This is a genomic window from Streptomyces sp. NBC_01384 (genome assembly GCF_045040035.1).
Taxonomy (GTDB): Bacteria; Actinomycetota; Actinomycetes; order Streptomycetales; family Streptomycetaceae; genus Streptomyces.
In genome coordinates this window covers 7,061,576-7,078,736 of record NZ_CP109559.1, presented here as the reverse complement: position 1 = coordinate 7,078,736, position 17,161 = coordinate 7,061,576, and the positions used below count along the sequence as shown (strand labels likewise).

At 71.8% G+C, this 17,161-nt stretch carries 16 protein-coding genes; 5 read left to right on the top strand and 11 right to left on the bottom strand.

Annotated features, from left to right (window positions below):
• The first annotated feature begins 53 nt into the window (after positions 1-53).
• The gene (locus OG747_RS32440) at positions 54-881 is read left to right on the top strand and encodes a hypothetical protein (protein ID WP_405882914.1); all 828 of its coding nucleotides are present in this window, start codon (positions 54-56) and stop codon (positions 879-881) included.
• Here the strand turns inward: OG747_RS32440 and OG747_RS32435 are convergent.
• Entirely contained in the window at positions 871-2,085 is a 1,215-nt protein-coding gene (locus OG747_RS32435; protein ID WP_405882913.1) for an AI-2E family transporter, read from the bottom strand. The genes OG747_RS32440 and OG747_RS32435 overlap by 11 nt on opposite strands.
• Before the next feature lie 93 nt (positions 2,086-2,178).
• Positions 2,179-2,373: a DUF3046 domain-containing protein gene (locus OG747_RS32430; RefSeq protein ID WP_189188176.1), complete on the bottom strand. Its 195-nt coding sequence runs from the start codon at positions 2,371-2,373 to the stop codon at positions 2,179-2,181.
• An 80-nt stretch (positions 2,374-2,453) separates the two neighbouring features.
• On the opposite strand from OG747_RS32430, the gene OG747_RS32425 reads away from it, so the two are divergent.
• Positions 2,454-3,407 (top strand): hypothetical protein, encoded by a 954-nt coding sequence (locus OG747_RS32425; RefSeq protein ID WP_405882912.1) that lies wholly within the window; start codon positions 2,454-2,456, stop codon positions 3,405-3,407.
• Positions 3,408-3,469: 62 nt separating this feature from the next.
• Here OG747_RS32425 and OG747_RS32420 read toward each other — a convergent pair whose 3' ends face one another.
• Genes OG747_RS32420 through OG747_RS32410 form a run of 3 tightly spaced genes read right to left on the bottom strand, consistent with a single transcriptional unit; the run spans position 3,470 to position 5,408 of the window.
• Positions 3,470-3,778, bottom strand: a complete 309-nt coding sequence (locus tag OG747_RS32420; protein ID WP_405882911.1) for an AzlD domain-containing protein — start codon at positions 3,776-3,778, stop codon at positions 3,470-3,472.
• On the bottom strand, positions 3,775-4,515 hold the full coding sequence (locus tag OG747_RS32415) for an AzlC family ABC transporter permease (RefSeq protein ID WP_405885801.1): 741 nt from the start codon (positions 4,513-4,515) through the stop codon (positions 3,775-3,777). Before OG747_RS32415 ends, OG747_RS32420 begins: the two co-directional genes overlap by 4 nt.
• Positions 4,413-5,408 carry an AraC family transcriptional regulator gene (locus OG747_RS32410; RefSeq protein ID WP_405885799.1) on the bottom strand — a complete coding sequence of 332 codons (996 nt, stop codon included), beginning with the start codon at positions 5,406-5,408 and terminating at the stop codon, positions 4,413-4,415. Before OG747_RS32410 ends, OG747_RS32415 begins: the two co-directional genes overlap by 103 nt.
• A gap of 320 nt (positions 5,409-5,728) precedes the next feature.
• On the opposite strand from OG747_RS32410, the gene OG747_RS32405 reads away from it, so the two are divergent.
• The 3 genes from OG747_RS32405 (at position 5,729) to OG747_RS32395 (ending at position 12,515) form a co-directional block, all read left to right on the top strand.
• Complete coding sequence (locus OG747_RS32405; protein WP_405882910.1) at positions 5,729-10,792, top strand: ATP-dependent helicase; 5,064 nt, start codon at positions 5,729-5,731, stop codon at positions 10,790-10,792.
• A 68-nt stretch (positions 10,793-10,860) separates the two neighbouring features.
• A complete protein-coding gene (locus OG747_RS32400; RefSeq protein WP_405882909.1) occupies positions 10,861-11,721 on the top strand; it encodes an Fpg/Nei family DNA glycosylase in 861 nt (286 codons plus the stop codon).
• Between the two features lie 32 nt (positions 11,722-11,753).
• On the top strand, positions 11,754-12,515 hold the full coding sequence (locus OG747_RS32395) for an SDR family NAD(P)-dependent oxidoreductase (protein WP_405882908.1): 762 nt from the start codon (positions 11,754-11,756) through the stop codon (positions 12,513-12,515).
• A gap of 195 nt (positions 12,516-12,710) precedes the next feature.
• Here OG747_RS32395 and OG747_RS32390 read toward each other — a convergent pair whose 3' ends face one another.
• From OG747_RS32390 to rimO, 6 genes are all read right to left on the bottom strand, one after another.
• Complete coding sequence (locus OG747_RS32390) at positions 12,711-12,965, bottom strand: hypothetical protein (RefSeq protein WP_405882907.1); 255 nt, start codon at positions 12,963-12,965, stop codon at positions 12,711-12,713.
• A gap of 167 nt (positions 12,966-13,132) precedes the next feature.
• Complete coding sequence (locus OG747_RS32385; RefSeq protein ID WP_405882906.1) at positions 13,133-13,603, bottom strand: Dps family protein; 471 nt, start codon at positions 13,601-13,603, stop codon at positions 13,133-13,135.
• A gap of 240 nt (positions 13,604-13,843) precedes the next feature.
• Positions 13,844-14,221 carry a helix-turn-helix domain-containing protein gene (locus OG747_RS32380; protein ID WP_405882905.1) on the bottom strand — a complete coding sequence of 126 codons (378 nt, stop codon included), beginning with the start codon at positions 14,219-14,221 and terminating at the stop codon, positions 13,844-13,846.
• Between the two features lie 109 nt (positions 14,222-14,330).
• A complete protein-coding gene (locus tag OG747_RS32375) occupies positions 14,331-14,876 on the bottom strand; it encodes a CinA family protein (RefSeq protein WP_405882904.1) in 546 nt (181 codons plus the stop codon).
• A complete protein-coding gene (gene pgsA / locus OG747_RS32370) occupies positions 14,873-15,586 on the bottom strand; it encodes a CDP-diacylglycerol--glycerol-3-phosphate 3-phosphatidyltransferase (RefSeq protein ID WP_405882903.1) in 714 nt (237 codons plus the stop codon). The genes OG747_RS32375 and pgsA overlap by 4 nt, the downstream gene beginning before the upstream one ends.
• The gene (gene rimO, locus OG747_RS32365) at positions 15,583-17,058 is read right to left on the bottom strand and encodes a 30S ribosomal protein S12 methylthiotransferase RimO (RefSeq protein WP_405882902.1); all 1,476 of its coding nucleotides are present in this window, start codon (positions 17,056-17,058) and stop codon (positions 15,583-15,585) included. The genes pgsA and rimO overlap by 4 nt, the downstream gene beginning before the upstream one ends.
• Positions 17,059-17,161: the final 103 nt, after the last annotated feature.

Genomic DNA, 17,161 nt, shown 5'->3' with positions numbered 1-17,161 from the left:
AGCCTTCGACCGTACGACGACCTCGGGACCCGGCCCGCCGAAGCATGAACCTCATGGAATGTCGCACCGGAACACCCGCCCCTGTCGCGACCGCCGCCCTCGCCGCATCGGCGCGATCGACCCCGGTGCGCGCCGCGTGGCGCAGGGCGCGCCCCGCCGAGCGTCTCTGTCATGCGACTGGTGCCGTGCTGATGCTCTCCGGGCTGACGCATCTGGCCGTCTTCGCCGTGGACGGCGGCCCCTGGGACGGGCCCGTCTCCTGGCGCAAGCCCGTCACGTTCGGGCTCTCCTTCGGGCTGACGCTGATCGCGATCACCTGGGTCACGTCGTATCTGATCATCGGAAGCCGTCTGCGCACCGTGCTGCTCGTGGTGTTCGCCGCCGACTGCGTCGTGGAGGTCGGCGGCATCACCCTTCAGGCGTGGCGCCGGGTACCCTCGCACCTCAACATGGAGACCGGCTTCGACACGGCGGTGTCGATGACGCTCGCGGTGGGCGGCGGGGTCCTCGTGGTGCTGCTCACCGTGTTCGCGGTCGCCTCCTTCCGTAACCGGCCCACGGGCCCCCCGGGGATGTCACTCGCGCTGCGTTCCGGGTTCGCGATCCTGCTCGTCGCCCTGTTGTCGGGCGCGGCGATGATCGCGCGCGGGGTCGTCCTGACGCGCACCGGTCACCAGGAGGCTGCGTACCACTCGACGGCCCCGCTCAAGCCCCTGCACGGAGTAAGTCTGCATGCCGTGCTGGTCCTGCCCGCGCTGGTGTGGCTGCTGTCGCGCACGTCATGGAGCGACCGAACACGACAACAGATCATGTACGGGGCGGTCGGCTGCTACGCGGCGGCGGTCCTGGGCGCCGGAGCATGGGCGGCCCTCACCTACTGAACAACCCTCGCAGATGCGCACGGAACGAGGGCGAGCTCCTGGTCCGGTGCCCGTGCACCCGGGGGTCGTCCGTGACGTCGTACCGCTTCACATACGCTCCCAGGAAGGCCTGCAGGGTGGCGACCGCGGGGATGGCGATCAGCGCGCCGACGGCACCGAGGAGCGCGGTGCCCGCGATGACCGACCCGAAGGCGACCGCGGGGTGGATGTCCACGGTCTTGGCGGTCAGCTTGGGCTGCAGCACATAGTTCTCGAACTGCTGGTAGACCACGACGAAGATCAGCACCCACAGCGCGTACCAGGGGTCGATGGTGAAGGCGATCAGCATCGGCAGGGCACCGGCGAGATACGTGCCGATGGTGGGGATGAACTGCGAGACCAGCCCCACCCAGACGGCGAGCACGGGCGCGTAGGGCACGCCGAGGGCCTGCAGCAATATGTAGTGCGCGATGCCGGAGATCAGCGCCATCAGACCGCGCGAGTACAGATAGCCGCCGGTCTTGTCGACGGCTATCTCCCACGCGCGCAGCACCTCGGCCTGTCGCGCGGGCGGCAGCACGGAGCACAGCGCGCGCCGCAGCCGGGGCCCGTCGGCCGCGAAGTAGAACGAGAACAGTGTGATCGTCAGCAGCTTGAAGAGCCCGCCCAGCACCTGCGCGGACACGTCCAGGACGCCGGTCGCGCTGTTCTGCACGTACTTCCGCAGCCAGTCGGAGTGGACCAGGCTGTCCTGGACGTCCACCCGTCTCAGGTCGGTGTGGAAGGTCGAGTTGATCCAGTTGATCACCGAGTCCAAATACTCGGGGAAGCCCTCGATCATCTTGATGATCTGGCCCGCGAGCATCGAGCCGAGCAGCGTGATGAATCCGGCCGTCACGATCAGCAGCCCGAAGAAGACGAGGAAGGCGGCCAGCCCCCGGCGCATGCCGTACGAGGCCATCCAGCTCACTGCGGGCTCGATCGCGAGCGCCAGGAAGAACGCGATCAGAATGTTGATCAACAGCCCGATGAGCTGGTGGAACGCCCAACTGCCCAGTTGGAACAGGGCGACGAGCGTGAGCGCCAGCACCATCGCGCGCGGCAGCCAGCGCGGCATGCGCGCGCCCTGCGCGGCGGCGTCCCCGCCCGGGGGCTGAGTGGGCGGCGTCGTGCCGAGCGGTGATGCCTGCTGGTCGACCTGCGCGGTCTCGTCTGTCGGGGCCACTGTGCAAGTCTCGCCCACGCCACCGACAATCGGTGCCCGGCCCCCTGTCTTCGGAGCCCGTCAGCCGTTTTCGTACGGACCGTTCATGCCCAGTCAGCGGTTTTCGTACGGAACGTTCATCGCCGTGCACACCACGCGCCACACGTCCTTGGCCTCCCAGCCGGCGTTCAGCGCCTCGTGCACGGTCCGCCCGCCGAGCTCCGTCATCACATGATCGCGCGCGAAGGTGTCGGCGTACCCCGCACCGAAGTGATCCGCCATCCGCTGCCAGAAGACCGTCAACCGCATGACTCCAGTATCCCGCCCCTGAGGGTGGGCCCCGGCCGGGACCGCTTGCCGAGACCGCTTTCCGTCCTACGGTCTGAGACATGGCCGAACCAGGAGCATCCCCACTCCCCCCGACGCCCCCGTCGCCAACCCCGCTCTCGCGCGCCGAGCACTTCATCTGGCTGACCGCGCGCGTGCTGGAGCAGCGCCGCTTCACGTACCACTTCTTGAACAGCGACGTCGGCGGCGCCAACGCGGTGGAGACCGCGCTGACCGCCTACCGCAACGACGACGAGGGATACGGTCACGCGCTCGAGCCCGATCTTCGCGGCCCCGTCAGCCAGCCGCTGCACACCGCGCACGCGCTGCGCGTCCTCGACTCGATCGGGCGCTGCGGCGGACAGCGCGTGGAGCGCGTGTGCCGCTATCTGACCTCCGTGTCGACGGCGGACGGCGCGCTGCCGGCGATCCATCCCAGTCAGCGCGACTATCCGCATGCTCCCTTCGTGCCGATCGTCGACGACCCGCCGAGTGAACTCCTCGCCACCGCACCCGTGGTGGGCCTGCTGCACCGCAACGAGGTGTGGCACGCCTGGCTCTTCCGGGCCACCGACTTCTGCTGGCAGGCGATCGAGTCCTTGGAGAAGTCCCATCCGTACGAGGTCGAGGCGGCCGTGACCTTCCTGGACTCCGCTCCCGACCGCCCGCGCGCGGAGGCCGCCGCCGACCGGCTGGGCCGCCTGGTGCGCGAGCACCAGCTCGCGGTACTGGACCCGGAGCGCCTCGATACGTTTCCGGTGGCGCCCGGTTATGCGCCGGGCGAGCACCATTTCCCGCACGACTACGCGAAGACACCGGGCTCACTCGCGCGCGCGTGGTTCACCGACGAGGAGATGGCGCGCTCGCTCGACTTCTTGGCGGCCGAGCAGCAGGAGGACGGCGGCTGGCCGATCCGCTGGCGTCAGTGGGCCCCCGGCACCACCCTGGAGTGCCGCCCTATGGTGACCATCGAGGCACTGCGCACCCTGCGGGCGTACGGGCGGCCCATCGGCTGACTTCAAGGCGTGTACAGAGGGGGCCCGCACCCGCGCGTGCGGCCGCCTGCGTGTTCCGGGCGTCAGCCCGTCAGCGCTCGTACCGCCGCCGTCACGACCACGGCCGCGCCGACCACGAGCAGGAAGGGCGCGCGCAGGAGCAGGGCGATGGCGGCCGCGGCGAGTCCGGCGACCTTCGCGTCCATGATCAGAACGCGGCCGTCGGCGAAGGTCTGCTGGGCCGTGAGCGCGGCCAGCAGGGCAACGGGCAGCAGGGCGGCGAGGCGCTTGACGAGCGGTCGCTCCAGGACGCCGACGGGGACCAGCAGACCGATGAGTTTGACGGCGTAGCAGCCGACGGCGGTCGCGCCGATCGCGATCCAGATGTTCAACGGTCTTCCCTTGGTGCGTCGTTGGCGGCCATCAGGCGGCCGGCGGTCTTCCGGCTGCGGCGCCCCTCTACGTAGAGGGCGGCGGGAGCGGCCAGCGCGGCCATCAGGACGGGGACTCCGGCGGGCAGCACGGGCAGCAGACCGAGCCCCAGAAGGACCGCTGCACCGGCCACCGCACGCTCCGTGGTGGTCTTCAGCATCGGCGCGAGCAGCGCGAGGAAGACGGCGGGCCCTGCGGCGTCCAGCCCCCACGCGTCGGTGTCCCCGATGGCCTCGGCGCCGATGGCGCCCAGCAGTGTGGTGAGGTTCCACAGCACATAGAGGGTGAGCCCGGTCACGGTGAAGCCGATCCGGACGCTGCGGCGGGTGGGCTGGGCGAGCGCGACGGCCGTGGTCTCGTCGATGACCCACTGCGCGGCGAACGGGCGCACCGCGCCCGGGAGAGACAGCAGTTGCGACAGGCGCAGTCCGTAGAAGGCGTTGCGCACCCCGAGGAAGAACGCGCCCGCGGCAGCCGTGAGTGGATTTCCGCCGCCCGCGAGCGCGCCCACGAGTGCGAACTGCGAGGCGCCGGTGAACACCAGAAGGCTGAGCGCGCAGGTCTGCAGCACCGTGAGCCCGCTGCCGGCCGAGGTCACCCCGAAGGCGAAACCGGAGAGTCCGACGGCGACCCCGACTCCCAGGGCGTCGCGAACGACTGCCGCGTCGGGTTTTCCGTCGCCTTCTTCACCGCGTATGTCTGCGAGAGCTGTCTGTTCTGCCACGCCCTGGACGGTAGGTGGAGCCGCCCGTCAGCGTCTTGTACGTTCTTGCGCTCGCGCTGGTAGGCACCCGGGGGCACACCCACGATCCGGGTGAAGTGACGGTTGAGGTGCGGCTGATCGGTGAAGCCGACGGCGACGGCTGCCTCGGCGGGCGCGGAACCGGCGTCCAGGAGGTGGCGCGCCCGGCGTACCCGGGCGTCGGTCAGCCAGGTGTGGGGCGGCATGCCGTAGGTGTCGCGGAAGGCACGCAGCAGCGCGAACGGGCTGGTGCCGAGGTCGGCGGCGAGCCGCTCCAGGGTCGGGGGCTCGGCCATCCGCTCCTCCAGCACGGCACGCGCGCGTGCGGCGACGCGGGCACCGGCGGTGCGCACGGCCCGCTGCGGCAGCGGGCCTCCGTTCAGGCGCAGCAGTCGGGTCACGGCGACCCGCAGCAGGGTGTCTGCGGCGAGCGCGTTGCCCTCCTCGGCGGCCCGTAGCACTTCGTGGACCAGGCCCGCGGCGTACGGGTCGTCGAGCACCGGGCTGGTGAATCCGGGGGTGCCACGGATCGTGGTGGTCTCGGCGGCGATCTCGGCCACGAGCTCCGGCGAGGGGTACACGGCCCCGTACCGCCAGCCCTCGGGGACACCCGCCCGGCCCGTGTGCGGGGTGTCGGGGTTGACCAGCGCGAGGGCGCCCGGGCCCGCGTACTGGTCGCCGCCGCCGTGGTGGAAGACCTCGACACCGTCGGAGATCGCGGCGATCACGAAGTTCTCGTGGGTGTGCCGCACGAAGACCTTCTCGACAAAGCGGGCCCGCAACAGATCGACACCTGGCAGCTCCGCGTACTGCCAGTGCCGCGCCCGCTCCCGTCCCGAACCTGCCACCCCCTCATTCTCCGCCATGGCACCACGGACAATCGGGGCAGATGGCCTACCCTCCACGCCTACCCACCACTCGCCGCCGGCCGCCCGCGGCGGCAGGGGGACGTGTCGGGGCCCGCGCGGCGGCCGGCGCGTCAACACCGGCGCGTTGGTGGTCGACCGATTCCGCGCCAGACCGAGGACGGATCCCCCCGGCGCGGCTCCGCCCCCCACACCGAGCCGTACTCCGCCCCCACACCGAGCCGTAGGCGCCCCTCCGTCCACCACCGACATCATTTTCGCAGGTCGGGGCCGTTGTCAGTGGCCGGGTGCAGGATGGACGCATGGTCAGCTCCGCACACCGAGCCCTCGACGGCTTCTCCCCCGCGACCCGCGGTTGGTTCACGGGGGCCTTCTCCGCGCCCACCGCGGCCCAGGCCGGGGCGTGGCGGGCCATCGGCGAGGGCTCGGACGTGCTGGTGGTCGCCCCGACCGGGTCCGGCAAGACCCTGGCCGCGTTCCTCGCCGCGCTCGACCAGCTGGCCTCGACCTCACCCCCGGCCGACCCCAAGAAGCGCTGTCGAGTGCTGTACGTGTCTCCGCTCAAGGCCCTCGCGGTCGACGTGGAGCGGAATCTGCGCAGCCCGTTGACCGGCATCCGGCAGGAGTCGGTGCGCCTCGGCCTGCCCGAGCCCGAGGTGAAGGTGGGCATCCGCTCCGGCGACACCCCGGCCGCCGAGCGCCGCGCGCTGGCCACCCGCCCGCCGGACATCCTGATCACGACCCCCGAGTCGCTGTTCCTGATGCTGACGTCGGCGACGCGCGACGCGCTGACGGGCATCGAGACGGTGATCCTGGACGAGGTGCACGCGGTCGCGGGCACCAAGCGCGGCGCCCATCTCGCGCTCACCCTGGAGCGCCTCGACGAGCTGCTGCCCAAGCCCGCCCGCCGCATCGGCCTCTCCGCGACGGTGCGTCCGGTGGACGAGGTGGCGCGCTATCTCTCGCCCCGCCGCAAAGTGGAGATCGTCCAGCCGCCGTCGGGCAAGGAATTCGACCTCTCCGTAGTCGTCCCGGTCGAGGATCTGGGCGAGCTCGGCGGCTCCCCGGTCGCGGACGGCAACGAGGGCGCGGAGAAGCCCTCCATCTGGCCGCACGTCGAGGAGCGGATCACCGACCTCGTCCAGTCCCACCGGTCCACGATCGTGTTCGCCAATTCCCGCCGCCTGGCAGAGCGCCTGTGCAACCGGCTCAACGAGATCGCGTACGAGCGGGCGACCGGCGAGCCCCTGGAGGAGGCCCACGCCCCGGCCCAGCTCATGGGGGGCTCGGGAGCGGCCCAGGGGGCGCCGCCCGTCATCGCCCGGGCCCACCACGGCTCGGTCTCCAAGGAGCAGCGGGCCTTGGTCGAGGAGGACCTGAAGGCGGGTCGTCTGCCCGCCGTGGTCGCCACCTCCAGCCTCGAGCTCGGCATCGACATGGGCGCGGTCGACCTCGTCGTCCAGGTCGAGTCCCCGCCGTCCGTGGCCTCCGGCCTGCAGCGCGTGGGCCGCGCCGGCCACCAGGTCGGCGCGGTCTCCACCGGCGTCGTCTTTCCCAAGTACCGCGGCGACCTCGTCCAGGCGGCGGTGGTCACCGAGCGGATGCGCACCGGCTCCATCGAGTCCCTCCGGGTCCCCGCCAACCCCTTGGACGTGCTGGCCCAGCAGCTCGTCGCGATGACCGCGCTCGACACCTGGCAGGTCGACGACCTGCTCGCCACGGTCCGCCGGGCGGCACCCTTCGCCTCGCTCCCCGAGTCGGCGTTCACGGCGGTGCTCGACATGCTCGCGGGCCGCTATCCGTCCGACGCCTTCGCGGAGCTCAGGCCCCGCGTGGTGTGGGACCGCGTCGCGGGTACGGTCACCGGCCGCCCCGGCGCCCAGCGCCTCGCCGTCACCTCCGGCGGCACCATCCCCGACCGCGGGCTCTTCGGGGTCTTCCTCGTGGGCGCCGACCCCAAGAAGGGCGGCGGCCGGGTCGGCGAGCTCGACGAGGAGATGGTCTACGAGTCCCGCGTCGGCGACGTCTTCACGCTCGGCACGAGTTCCTGGCGCATCGAGGACATCACCCGCGACCGCGTCCTGGTCTCACCCGCACCCGGTGTCCCGGGCAGACTCCCCTTCTGGAAGGGCGACCAGCTCGGCCGCCCGCTCGAACTGGGCCGGGCGGTCGGCGCGTTCCTCCGCGAGGTCGGCTCCCTCCCCAAGGACGACGCCCGCCTGCGGCTGCTCGCCGCCGGACTGGACGCCTGGGCCGCCGACAACGTGCTCTCGTACCTCGCCGAACAGCGCGAGGCGTGCGGACACATCCCGGACGACCGCACGATCGTCGTCGAGCGGTTCCGCGACGAGCTGGGCGACTGGCGGGTGGTCGTGCACTCCCCCTTCGGCGCCCAGGTGCACGCCCCCTGGGCCCTCGCGCTGGGCGCCCGGCTCTCCGAGCGCTACGGCATGGACGCCCAGGTCATGCACGCCGACGACGGCATCGTGCTGCGCCTGCCCGACGCCGACCTGATGGGCCTGGACCTGCTCGACCAGGAGCCCACGAAGATCGGCGCCTCCTTGAATACGGCGGTCGACGCGGAGCAGGCGCCCGTCGGCGCAGCGGACGTCGCCTTCGACAAGGCCGAGGTCGACCAGATCGTCACCGACCAGGTGGGCGGCTCGGCACTGTTCGCGTCCCGGTTCCGTGAGTGCGCCGCCCGCGCGCTGCTGCTGCCGCGCCGCAGCCCCGGAAGGCGCACCCCGCTCTGGCAGCAACGCCAACGCGCCGCCCAACTGCTCCAGGTGGCCAGCGAGTTCGGCTCGTTCCCGATCGTCCTGGAGGCGGTCCGCGAATGCCTCCAGGACGTCTTCGACGTCCCCGGGCTCACGGAGCTGATGGGCGACATCGAGTCCCGCAAGGTGCGCCTCGTAGAAGTCACCACACCGGAGCCTTCTCCCTTCGCCCGCTCCCTCCTCTTCGGATACGTCGCCCAGTTCCTTTACGAGGGCGACTCCCCGCTCGCCGAGCGGCGCGCGGCCGCCCTGTCGCTCGACTCCCGGCTGCTGGCCGAGCTCCTCGGCCAGGCCGAGCTGCGCGAGCTGCTCGACGCCGACGTGCTGACCGAGCTGGAGCGCGAGCTCCAGTGGCTCACCGAGGACCGCCGCCTCAAGGACGTCGAAGGCGTCGCGGACCTGCTGCGCCTGCTGGGCCCGCTCACCGACGCCGAGCTGGCCGAACGCGGCGCCGAGCCCGAGTGGGCCAAGGAGTTGGCCGGGGCCCGCCGCGCCATCCGGGTCCGGATCGCGGGGGCCGACCACTGGGCGGCGATCGAGGACGCAGGACGTCTGCGGGACGCGCTCGGCACTGCGCTGCCCGTCGGCGTCCCAGAGGCCTTCACAGAGCCGGTCAAGGACCCCCTCGGCGACCTCCTCGCGCGGTACGCGCGCACCCACGGCCCGTTCACCTCCACCACGGCCGCCGCCCGCTTCGGGCTCGGCACGGCGGTCACGGACGGAGCGCTGCAACGCCTCGCCGCGAACGGCCGTGTCGTCCAAGGGGAGTTCCACCCGGCGGGCATCGGCCAGGAGTGGTGCGACGCCACCGTGCTGCGCAGACTGCGGCGCCGTTCGCTCGCGGCGCTGCGGCACGAACTGGAGCCGGTGCCGCCCGCCGCGCTCGCACAGTTCCTGCCGCAGTGGCAGCACGTCGGCAGCGGGCACGGGCTGCGCGGCGTCGACGGACTGGTGCGTGCCATCGAGCAGTTGCAGGGCGCCTCGGTGCCCGCCTCCGCCCTGGAGAAGCTGATCCTGCCCTCCCGGGTTTTCGGTTACGCCCCCGCGCTGCTCGACGAGCTCACCGCCGCCGGAGAGGTGGTCTGGGCCGGGGCCGGGTCGCTGCCGGGCAAGGACGGCTGGGTGTCGCTGTATCTCGCGGACGCGGCCCCGTTGCTCCTGTCGGCCCCGCACCCCCTTGAGCTGACCGCGCTCCACCAATCCGTCCTGGACTCCCTCTCCGGGGGCTACGGCCTGTTCTTCCGCCAGATCGCCGACCAGGTCCGAGCCACCACGCACCCGGACGCCGCCGATCCCCAACTCGCCGACGCCATCTGGGACCTGGCCTGGTCCGGACGGCTCACGAACGACACGCTCGCCCCGATGCGCTCCCTCCTGGGCTCGGGCCGCACCGCCGGGTCCACGGCCCACCGCGCCAAGCGCACGGTCCCGCGTGGGCGTTACGGATCCCTGACCGGCGCCGCGCGCCCCCAGTCCCGTACCGGCCCGCCGACCGTGGCCGGCCGCTGGTCGCTGCTTCCCGCCCGTGACTCCGACGCCACCGTGCGCGCCCACGCCCTGGCCCGCACGCTGCTCGACCGGCACGGTGTGGTGACCCGGGGCGCCGTCGCCGCGGAAGGCGTCGAGGGCGGCTTCTCCGCCGTGTACCGCATCCTGTCCGCCTTCGAGGACAGCGGCCAGGCCCGCCGGGGCTACGTGGTGGAAGGGCTCGGCGCCGCCCAGTTCGCGATGGACGGCGCGGTGGACCGTCTGCGCGCGGCGGCGAACGCGCGGGACCGGGGCGAGGCCCTGCCCGACCCGGATGTCCTGAACGGTTTCTCCGGGCCGACCGGTTTCCCGGTCGACGCCGACCGCACGAGTAGTTCCGGCTTTCCTCGCGGCAAAGGCCGCACAAACGCCGACGGCCTCCCGGGGGACAGCCGCCACGCGAACGCCCCCGGCTTCTTCGACGACCGGCACCGCGCGAGCGAACCCGGTTTCTCGGGTGACCGCGACCAAGCGAACACCTTCGACCTTCCCGGCAGCCATGGCCTCGGGGACGCCCACGCTTTCCCCGACGACCTCGACCCCAGGGAGCCTCTCGCCTTCCCCGAGGACTCCGCCTTCGGCGGCGACCACGGCTTCGCGACCGATGCCGCCCACCCGACAGCCGCCCCCGCCGTCTCCCCCCACCGCTATCGCTCCCCCTCCCGGTCCACCGCCCAAGCCGTGGTCCTCGCCGCCGCCGACCCCGCGAACGCGTACGGCGCGGCCCTCCCCTGGCCCGAGCCCCCCACCGGCGCCGGGCACAAGCCGGGCCGTAAGGCGGGCTCCCTGGTGGTGCTCGTCGACGGCGAGCTGACGCTGTACATGGAGCGCGGCGGCAAGACCCTGCTGGCCTGGCCCTCCGACCCGCACGGCGCGGTCATGGAGGACGCCCGTCTGCGTGCCGCCGCCGAGGGCCTCTCCGCAGCCGCCCGCGCAGGCTCCCTCGGCACGGTCACGGTGGAGCGCGTCAACGGCACCTCCGCCCTGACCTCCCCCTTCGGCACCCTCCTGGAAGGAACCGGCTTCATCGCGACCCCCCGCGGACTGCGCCTGCGCGCCTGAGTCCCCACACTCATCCGCCCGCCCCCGCTCATCAGCACCCCACCCCCGACCCGTGCCACCCTGGACCCATGCCCGAAGGAGACACCGTCTGGCAGGCCGCGAGGCGACTGCACATCGCCCTCGCGGGAAAGGTGCTGACCCGATCCGACCTGAGGGTGCCCGAGTACGCCACCGCCGACCTCACCGGCCGTACCGTCCTGGACGTCACCCCGCGCGGCAAGCATCTCCTCACCCGGATGGAGGGCGGCCTGACGCTGCACTCGCATCTGCGGATGGACGGCTCCTGGAAGGTGTACGCGAACGGACAGCGCTGGAGCGGCGGCCCCGCCCATCAGATCCGTGCGATCCTCGGCACCGCGGACCGCACGGCCGTCGGATACCGGCTCCCCGTACTGGAGCTGCTCCGCACCACGGACGAGGACCGCGCCGTCGGCCATCTCGGCCCCGATCTCCTCGGCCCGGACTGGGACCCCGCCAACGCTCTGGAGAACCTCCTCCGAGACCCTGCCCGTCCCCTCGGCGAGGCCCTGCTCGACCAGCGCAACCTCGCCGGCATCGGCAATGTCTACAAGAGTGAGCTCTGCTTCCTCCTCCGGGTCACCCCCTGGCTCCCGGTCGGCGAGCTCCCCGCGGACCGCGCCGCCCAGCTGCCCGTCCTCGCCAAGAAGCTCCTCGAGGCCAACCGCGACCGCCCGTCCCGCAGCACCACGGGCCGCCGCGACCAGAACCTCTTCGTGTACGGCCGCGCGCCCCGCCCCTGTCTGCGCTGCCGCACCTCGATCCGCCGGGCCGACCAGGGCGACGGCTCCCGTGAGCGCCCCGCCTACTGGTGCCCGACATGCCAGGCGGGCCCCACGCCGGCACCGGGCGTCACCCCGCCCCCGCGGGCCACCGAACCTCGTACGACTCCCCACCGCGCGACCGATTGACGACCCGTCAGAAACCCTCGTACGGTCCCTTCATGCCCGTCAAGGCGTACGACCTCACCGGACGCACCGCATTCGTCACCGGCGCCGCCAGCGGCATCGGCCGCGCATCGGCCGTCCTGCTGGCGGAGGCGGGGGCCACCGTCCACTGCGCGGACCGCGACACGCAGGGCCTCCACGAGACGGCGACCCTCATCAAGGACCACGGGGGCACGGCCGACACCCACCCACTCGACGTCACCGACCGCGCGCAGCTGCACCAGGCCGTCATGTCCTGCGAGCGCCTCGATGTCATGGTGGCGGTCGCCGGGATCATGCACAGCAGCCCGGTCCTGGAGACCCGGGACGAGGATCTCGACCGGGTGCTGAGCGTCAACTTCAAGGGCGTGCTCCACGCCTGCCAGGAAGCCGCCCGCCTCATGATCGCGCAGGGTGTCCGTGGAAGCATCGTCACGATGGCGTCGAGCGCCATCGACACCGGCGGCCCCGGCCTGCTCTGCTACGGCGCGGCGAAGGCGGCCGTGGTGCAGTTGACGAAGACCCTGGCGACCGAGATCGGCCCGCACGGCATCCGCGTCAACGCCGTCGCACCCGGCTGGACGCGTACGCCGATGACCGACCGCCACGGGGAGGCGCAGGCGCGCACCGAAGCGGTCATGGCCCGGCTGTCACCGCTGGGCCGGGTCGGCGAACCCGAGGACATCGCCCACGCCGTGCTGCACCTGGCCTCCGACGCCTCGGCGTTCACCACGGGCCAGATCCTCCGCCCGAACGGCGGCGTCGCGATGCCTTGGTAGCCCCCCAGCAACCCCCAGCACCCCTACGCCGCCGCCTCACAGCCCCCTACCCCCCGAGCGCGCCACGCCGCGCCCTCCACCGGTACCTCAACGCGCCCCCTGACGCGCCCCCGACGTACCGGACACCCACGAGCGCCACGCGCCCCCAAACGCGCCGCACCCACCCCCTCCCACCCCTACCGAGCGCCCTGTCCCCTACGAAGTCCCCGGCGCGCGCCTCCGACGCGCTCCACGCCGCCACCCCTCCCGCACGTGATCCGCCCCGGCGGCTCCCCCGACCCGCGCCTTCGGCACACAGTGCACCGGCAACAGACTCAGCCCCCACCCGCCGGCCACGACCGCCCCCTCCAGCACCCCGGCGTCGGGCGCCAGCACGAGCCGGAGCGCCCCCCACCACCACAGCGCACCGAGCCCCAGCGCAACCCCCCAGCGCGCTATCCGCCCTGCCATGGTGCCCACCTCCAGCCCGAAGCTAGACCCGCGCCCTCATCCATCGGCAGGGCGCACCAACGGCACAGAGGCGCACCCCCGGCACATCCGGAGCGGGCCCCGGCGCCCGGTGGCCGCCGAGGGGCGCCCCGCGCTCACCGAAGGTGGCCGCCCACCTCCTGCGGGCGTCACCCGTTCTCCGCCTGGAACATCCAGTGATGCTTCTCGAGGTCGGCCGTGATCTGGATGAAGATGTCCTGGCTCACCGGATCGGCCTCGCCGGTCGCCTCCACCCGCTCCCGCATCCGGGCGATCACAGCACTGAGCCCGTCCACGAGCGTTTCCACGGCATCGGTGTCCTTGACCCAGCCCTCGGGCGTCGGACCGATGCCGCTGCTGGTGGCCACGGTCGCGGCCCGGCCGTCGGGCGAAACACCCAGCGTCGAGGCGCGCTCCGCCACCGTGTCGGAGTGCAGTCGCGCGGTGTCCACGACCTCGTCGAGCTGGAGATGGATGGAGCGGAAGCGCGGCCCGACGACGTTCCAGTGGACCTGCTTCGCCACCAGGGAGAGGTCCAGCAGGTCGACCAGGGCTCCCTGCAGCGCGCCGGACACGGTCTTGAGGTCCGCGTCGGACAACGGGCTCTTCACGACGTACATCGGGATCCTCCGATTCTCTCGACCCCATCAACCATGGCATATATGAACAATTCAGGTCACTCGAGGGAGGTCGGAGGAACGGAAGCGGAATCCCGGCAGACAAGCAAAGCCCCGATGGACGCGCAAGCGCCCCGACAGACAGCGAAAGCCCCGGCCGAACCCGCTCCAGGTCTCCCTGAAGCAGCCCCGGCCGGGGCTTTCACAAGCATGCTCAGCTCATGAGCGCGAGCTCGTGAGCGGTCAGGCGGCGACGACGTCGACCGCCTCGGCTGGCGCCTTGATGGTGACCCGTTCCGGTGGAACGCCGGTGACCGACACGGAATTCAGCATCGGACGGCGCACCGGTGTGTGCACCGGCTCGGTGGCCGCTGCAGACTGGGCCAGCTCGGCGAGAGCGAGCTCGTCGCTCACTTCCCGCATGAGCTCGGACATCCGTACGTCCAGCGCGTCGCAGATGGCGGAGAGCAGCTCGGAGGACGCCTCCTTCTGCCCCCGCTCCACCTCGGAGAGATAGCCGAGTGAAACTCGGGCGGACGAGGAGACTTCGCGCAGAGTACGGCCCTGGCGCTGGCGCTGCCGACGCAGCACGTCACCAAGCAGGCGACGGAGCAGAATCATCGGTGGCTCCCTCCTCGGACCGCGTAGCCGCATCCTTCACGCCCCACCGTACCGCCTTGCGCCGCGGCCGTGCGGGGAGCGATGTCGTGTTCACTCAGGGCTGCAAACATCAAAACCCCCCGTTCTGTTCCGTATCCTGTGCCCGCTCATTCCCGGTCTGTTCGCCCGCCAGCCCCTTCAGGAGCAGTGCGAGTACGCTCCGTACACTCTCCATACGGATTTCCGCCCGGTCGCCGTTCAACCGCAGCGCCAGCACTTTCCCGCCGCCAGCGGTATGAAAAGATGCCCGGGATGGCCCGTCGACGGCCACGAAGACGGTGCCGACCGGCTGCCCGTCCTGCGGTTCGGGACCGGCGACGCCCGTCGTCGCGATCCCCCAGTCGGCGCCGAGCGCCTTGCGCACACCAGCCGCCATCTGGGCCGCGACCTGCGGATCCACCGCACCGCGTTCGGCCAGCAGAGTGGCGTCGACTCCCAGCAGTTCGTGCTTGAGTTCGGTGGCGTACGCGGTCACGGAGCCCCGGAAGGCCTGGGAGGCCCCCGGCGTCGCAGTGATCTCCGCCGCCACCAGACCGCCGGTCAGCGACTCGGCCACGGCGAGCGTCTCGCCCCTCACCATGAGTAGTCGCAGCACCTCGGCGGCCGTGGAACTCACCGTTCCGCCTCCTCGGCCGCCGCCTGCCGCTCGGCGATTCCGCTCCTGCGCAGCACAATGGCCTGTCTTACGTAGTCAAGCCCGGTGACGACGGTCAGGACGACCGCCACCGCCATCACCCAGAATCTCAGGGTGGCCAGCGGGCCCGTCAGCGCCAGGACGTACATCCCGACCGCCACGCCCTGTGTCAGGGTCTTCAGCTTGCCGCCCCGGCTTGCCGGAATGACGCCGTAGCGGATCACCAGGAAGCGCAGCAGGGTGATCCCGAGCTCACGCCCGAGGATCACGCCCGTCACCCACCACGGCAGATCACCCAGGGCGGACAGACAGATCAGCGCCGCCCCCATGATCGCCTTGTCGGCGATGGGGTCGGCGATCTTCCCGAAGTCGGTGACCAGGTTGTACGTGCGCGCCAGGTGGCCGTCGAAGACGTCGGTGACCATGGCGACGGCGAACGCCGCCCACGCCCAGGCGCGCATGGCGGGGTCGTACCCGCCGTCGGCCAGCATCAGCGCCACGAAGCCCGGCACGAGGACGAGCCGGATCATGGTCAGGATGTTCGCGATGTTCCAGAGGCTGGCCTGGTTGACGGCCACAGCGCCCAGCTTCCCGCCCCGCGCCGGCTTGGAGCCCCCGGGAACGCCGGGAGCGCCCGCCGCGCCTTTCGCGCTGGGGGAGCCGCCCGCCGCGGATGCCGGGACTCCGGTCATCTGGCCGCCTCCTCAGTACACGGGAGCGAGCCCAGGAGCGGCTCGGCCACCAGGTCGACACCTTCCGTACCGACCACCTTGGCCTCGACGATACGGCCGACGGTCAGACCTTCGCCGCTCGTGAACAGCACCTGGCCGTCCGTCTCCGGCGCCTGGTGCGCAGCCCGGCCGTACGCGCCCTCGTCCCCGTCGAGGGACTCCACGAGCACGTGCACGGTCTCCCCGACGCGCTCTTCGGCGCGCTGCGCGACCAACTCCTCGGCGAGCCGGGACACGCGCGCGAGGCGCTCGGCGACGACGTCCTCGTCCAGCTTGTTCTCGTACGTCGCCGCTTCAGTACCCTCCTCGTCGGAGTACCCGAAGACACCGATCGCGTCGAGGCGCGCGCCCGTGAGGAAGCGCTCCAGCTCCGCGAGGTCGGCCTCGGTCTCGCCCGGGAAGCCCACGATGAAGTTGGACCGCACACCGGCCTGCGGGGCCTTGGAGCGGATGGTGTCGAGCAGTTCCAGGAAGCGATCGGTGTCGCCGAAGCGCCGCATCGCACGCAGCACGTCGGGCGCGGAGTGCTGGAAGGACAGGTCGAAGTAGGGCGCGATGTTCGGCGTGGAGGTGAGCACGTCGATGAGCCCGGGACGCATCTCCGCGGGCTGCAGGTAACTGACCCGCACGCGCTCGATGCCGTCGATCTCGGCGAGCTCGGGCAGCATGGTCTCCAGGAGGCGGATGTCGCCCAGATCCTTGCCGTACGAGGTGTTGTTCTCGGAGACCAGCATGATCTCCTTGACGCCCTGCTCGGCCAGCCAGCGGGTCTCGTTCAGTACGTCGCTGGGGCGGCGTGAGATGAAGGAGCCGCGGAAGGACGGGATGGCGCAGAAGGAACAGCGCCGGTCGCAGCCGGAGGCGAGCTTCACCGAGGCGACCGGGGAGCCGTCCAGACGGCGGCGCAGGGGCGCACGGGGGCCGGACACCGGGGCCACACCCTCCGGCAGGTCCGAGGGGGCTCCGTGGCCGGGAAGGGCCACCTCCTCGCCCGCGCTCTGCCGCTCGGCGGGGCTGATCGGCAGCAGCTTGCGCCGGTCGCGCGGGGTGTGCGAGGCGTGGATGCCGCCGTTCAGGATGGTCTGGAGGCGGTCGGAGATGTCCGCGTAGTCGTCGAAGCCGAGTACGCCGTCGGCCTCGGGGAGGGCCTCGGCGAGCTCCTTGCCGTACCGCTCGGCCATGCAGCCCACCGCCACGACGGCCTGGGTTCTGCCATGCCCCTTGAGGTCATTGGCTTCCAGGAGGGCGTCGACGGAGTCCTTCTTGGCGGCCTCGACGAAGCCACAGGTGTTGACGACGGCGACGTCCGCTTCTTCGGCGTCCTCCACGAGTTGCCAGCCGTCCGCCTCCAAGCGGCCTGCGAGCTCCTCCGAGTCCACCTCGTTACGGGCGCAGCCAAGGGTGACGAGTGCGACGGTACGGCGTTCAGGCATGGGCTCAAGACTACTTTGTCTCACTGACAGCCCACGTCGACGGGGTTGGCCGATCTTGGCCAACCCCGTACCCGCCTATGCCGTGAGCCCTTTATCCGCCCAC

Bases quoted from the DNA above. Each gene is read 5' to 3' on its own strand.
- OG747_RS32430 (WP_189188176.1), bottom strand. From the start codon at position 2,373: ATGCGGTTGACGGTCTTCTGGCAGCGGATGGCGGATCACTTCGGTGCG.
- pgsA (WP_405882903.1), bottom strand. From the start codon at position 15,586: ATGACCGGAGTCCCGGCATCCGCGGCGGGCGGCTCCCCCAGCGCGAAA.
- OG747_RS32405 (WP_405882910.1), top strand. From the start codon at position 5,729: ATGGTCAGCTCCGCACACCGAGCCCTCGACGGCTTCTCCCCCGCGACC.
- rimO (WP_405882902.1), bottom strand. From the start codon at position 17,058: ATGCCTGAACGCCGTACCGTCGCACTCGTCACCCTTGGCTGCGCCCGT.
- OG747_RS32385 (WP_405882906.1), bottom strand. From the start codon at position 13,603: ATGTACGTCGTGAAGAGCCCGTTGTCCGACGCGGACCTCAAGACCGTG.
- OG747_RS32400 (WP_405882909.1), top strand. From the start codon at position 10,861: ATGCCCGAAGGAGACACCGTCTGGCAGGCCGCGAGGCGACTGCACATC.
- OG747_RS32390 (WP_405882907.1), bottom strand. From the start codon at position 12,965: ATGGCAGGGCGGATAGCGCGCTGGGGGGTTGCGCTGGGGCTCGGTGCG.
- OG747_RS32425 (WP_405882912.1), top strand. From the start codon at position 2,454: ATGGCCGAACCAGGAGCATCCCCACTCCCCCCGACGCCCCCGTCGCCA.
- OG747_RS32380 (WP_405882905.1), bottom strand. From the start codon at position 14,221: ATGATTCTGCTCCGTCGCCTGCTTGGTGACGTGCTGCGTCGGCAGCGC.
- OG747_RS32395 (WP_405882908.1), top strand. From the start codon at position 11,754: ATGCCCGTCAAGGCGTACGACCTCACCGGACGCACCGCATTCGTCACC.
- OG747_RS32440 (WP_405882914.1), top strand. From the start codon at position 54: ATGGAATGTCGCACCGGAACACCCGCCCCTGTCGCGACCGCCGCCCTC.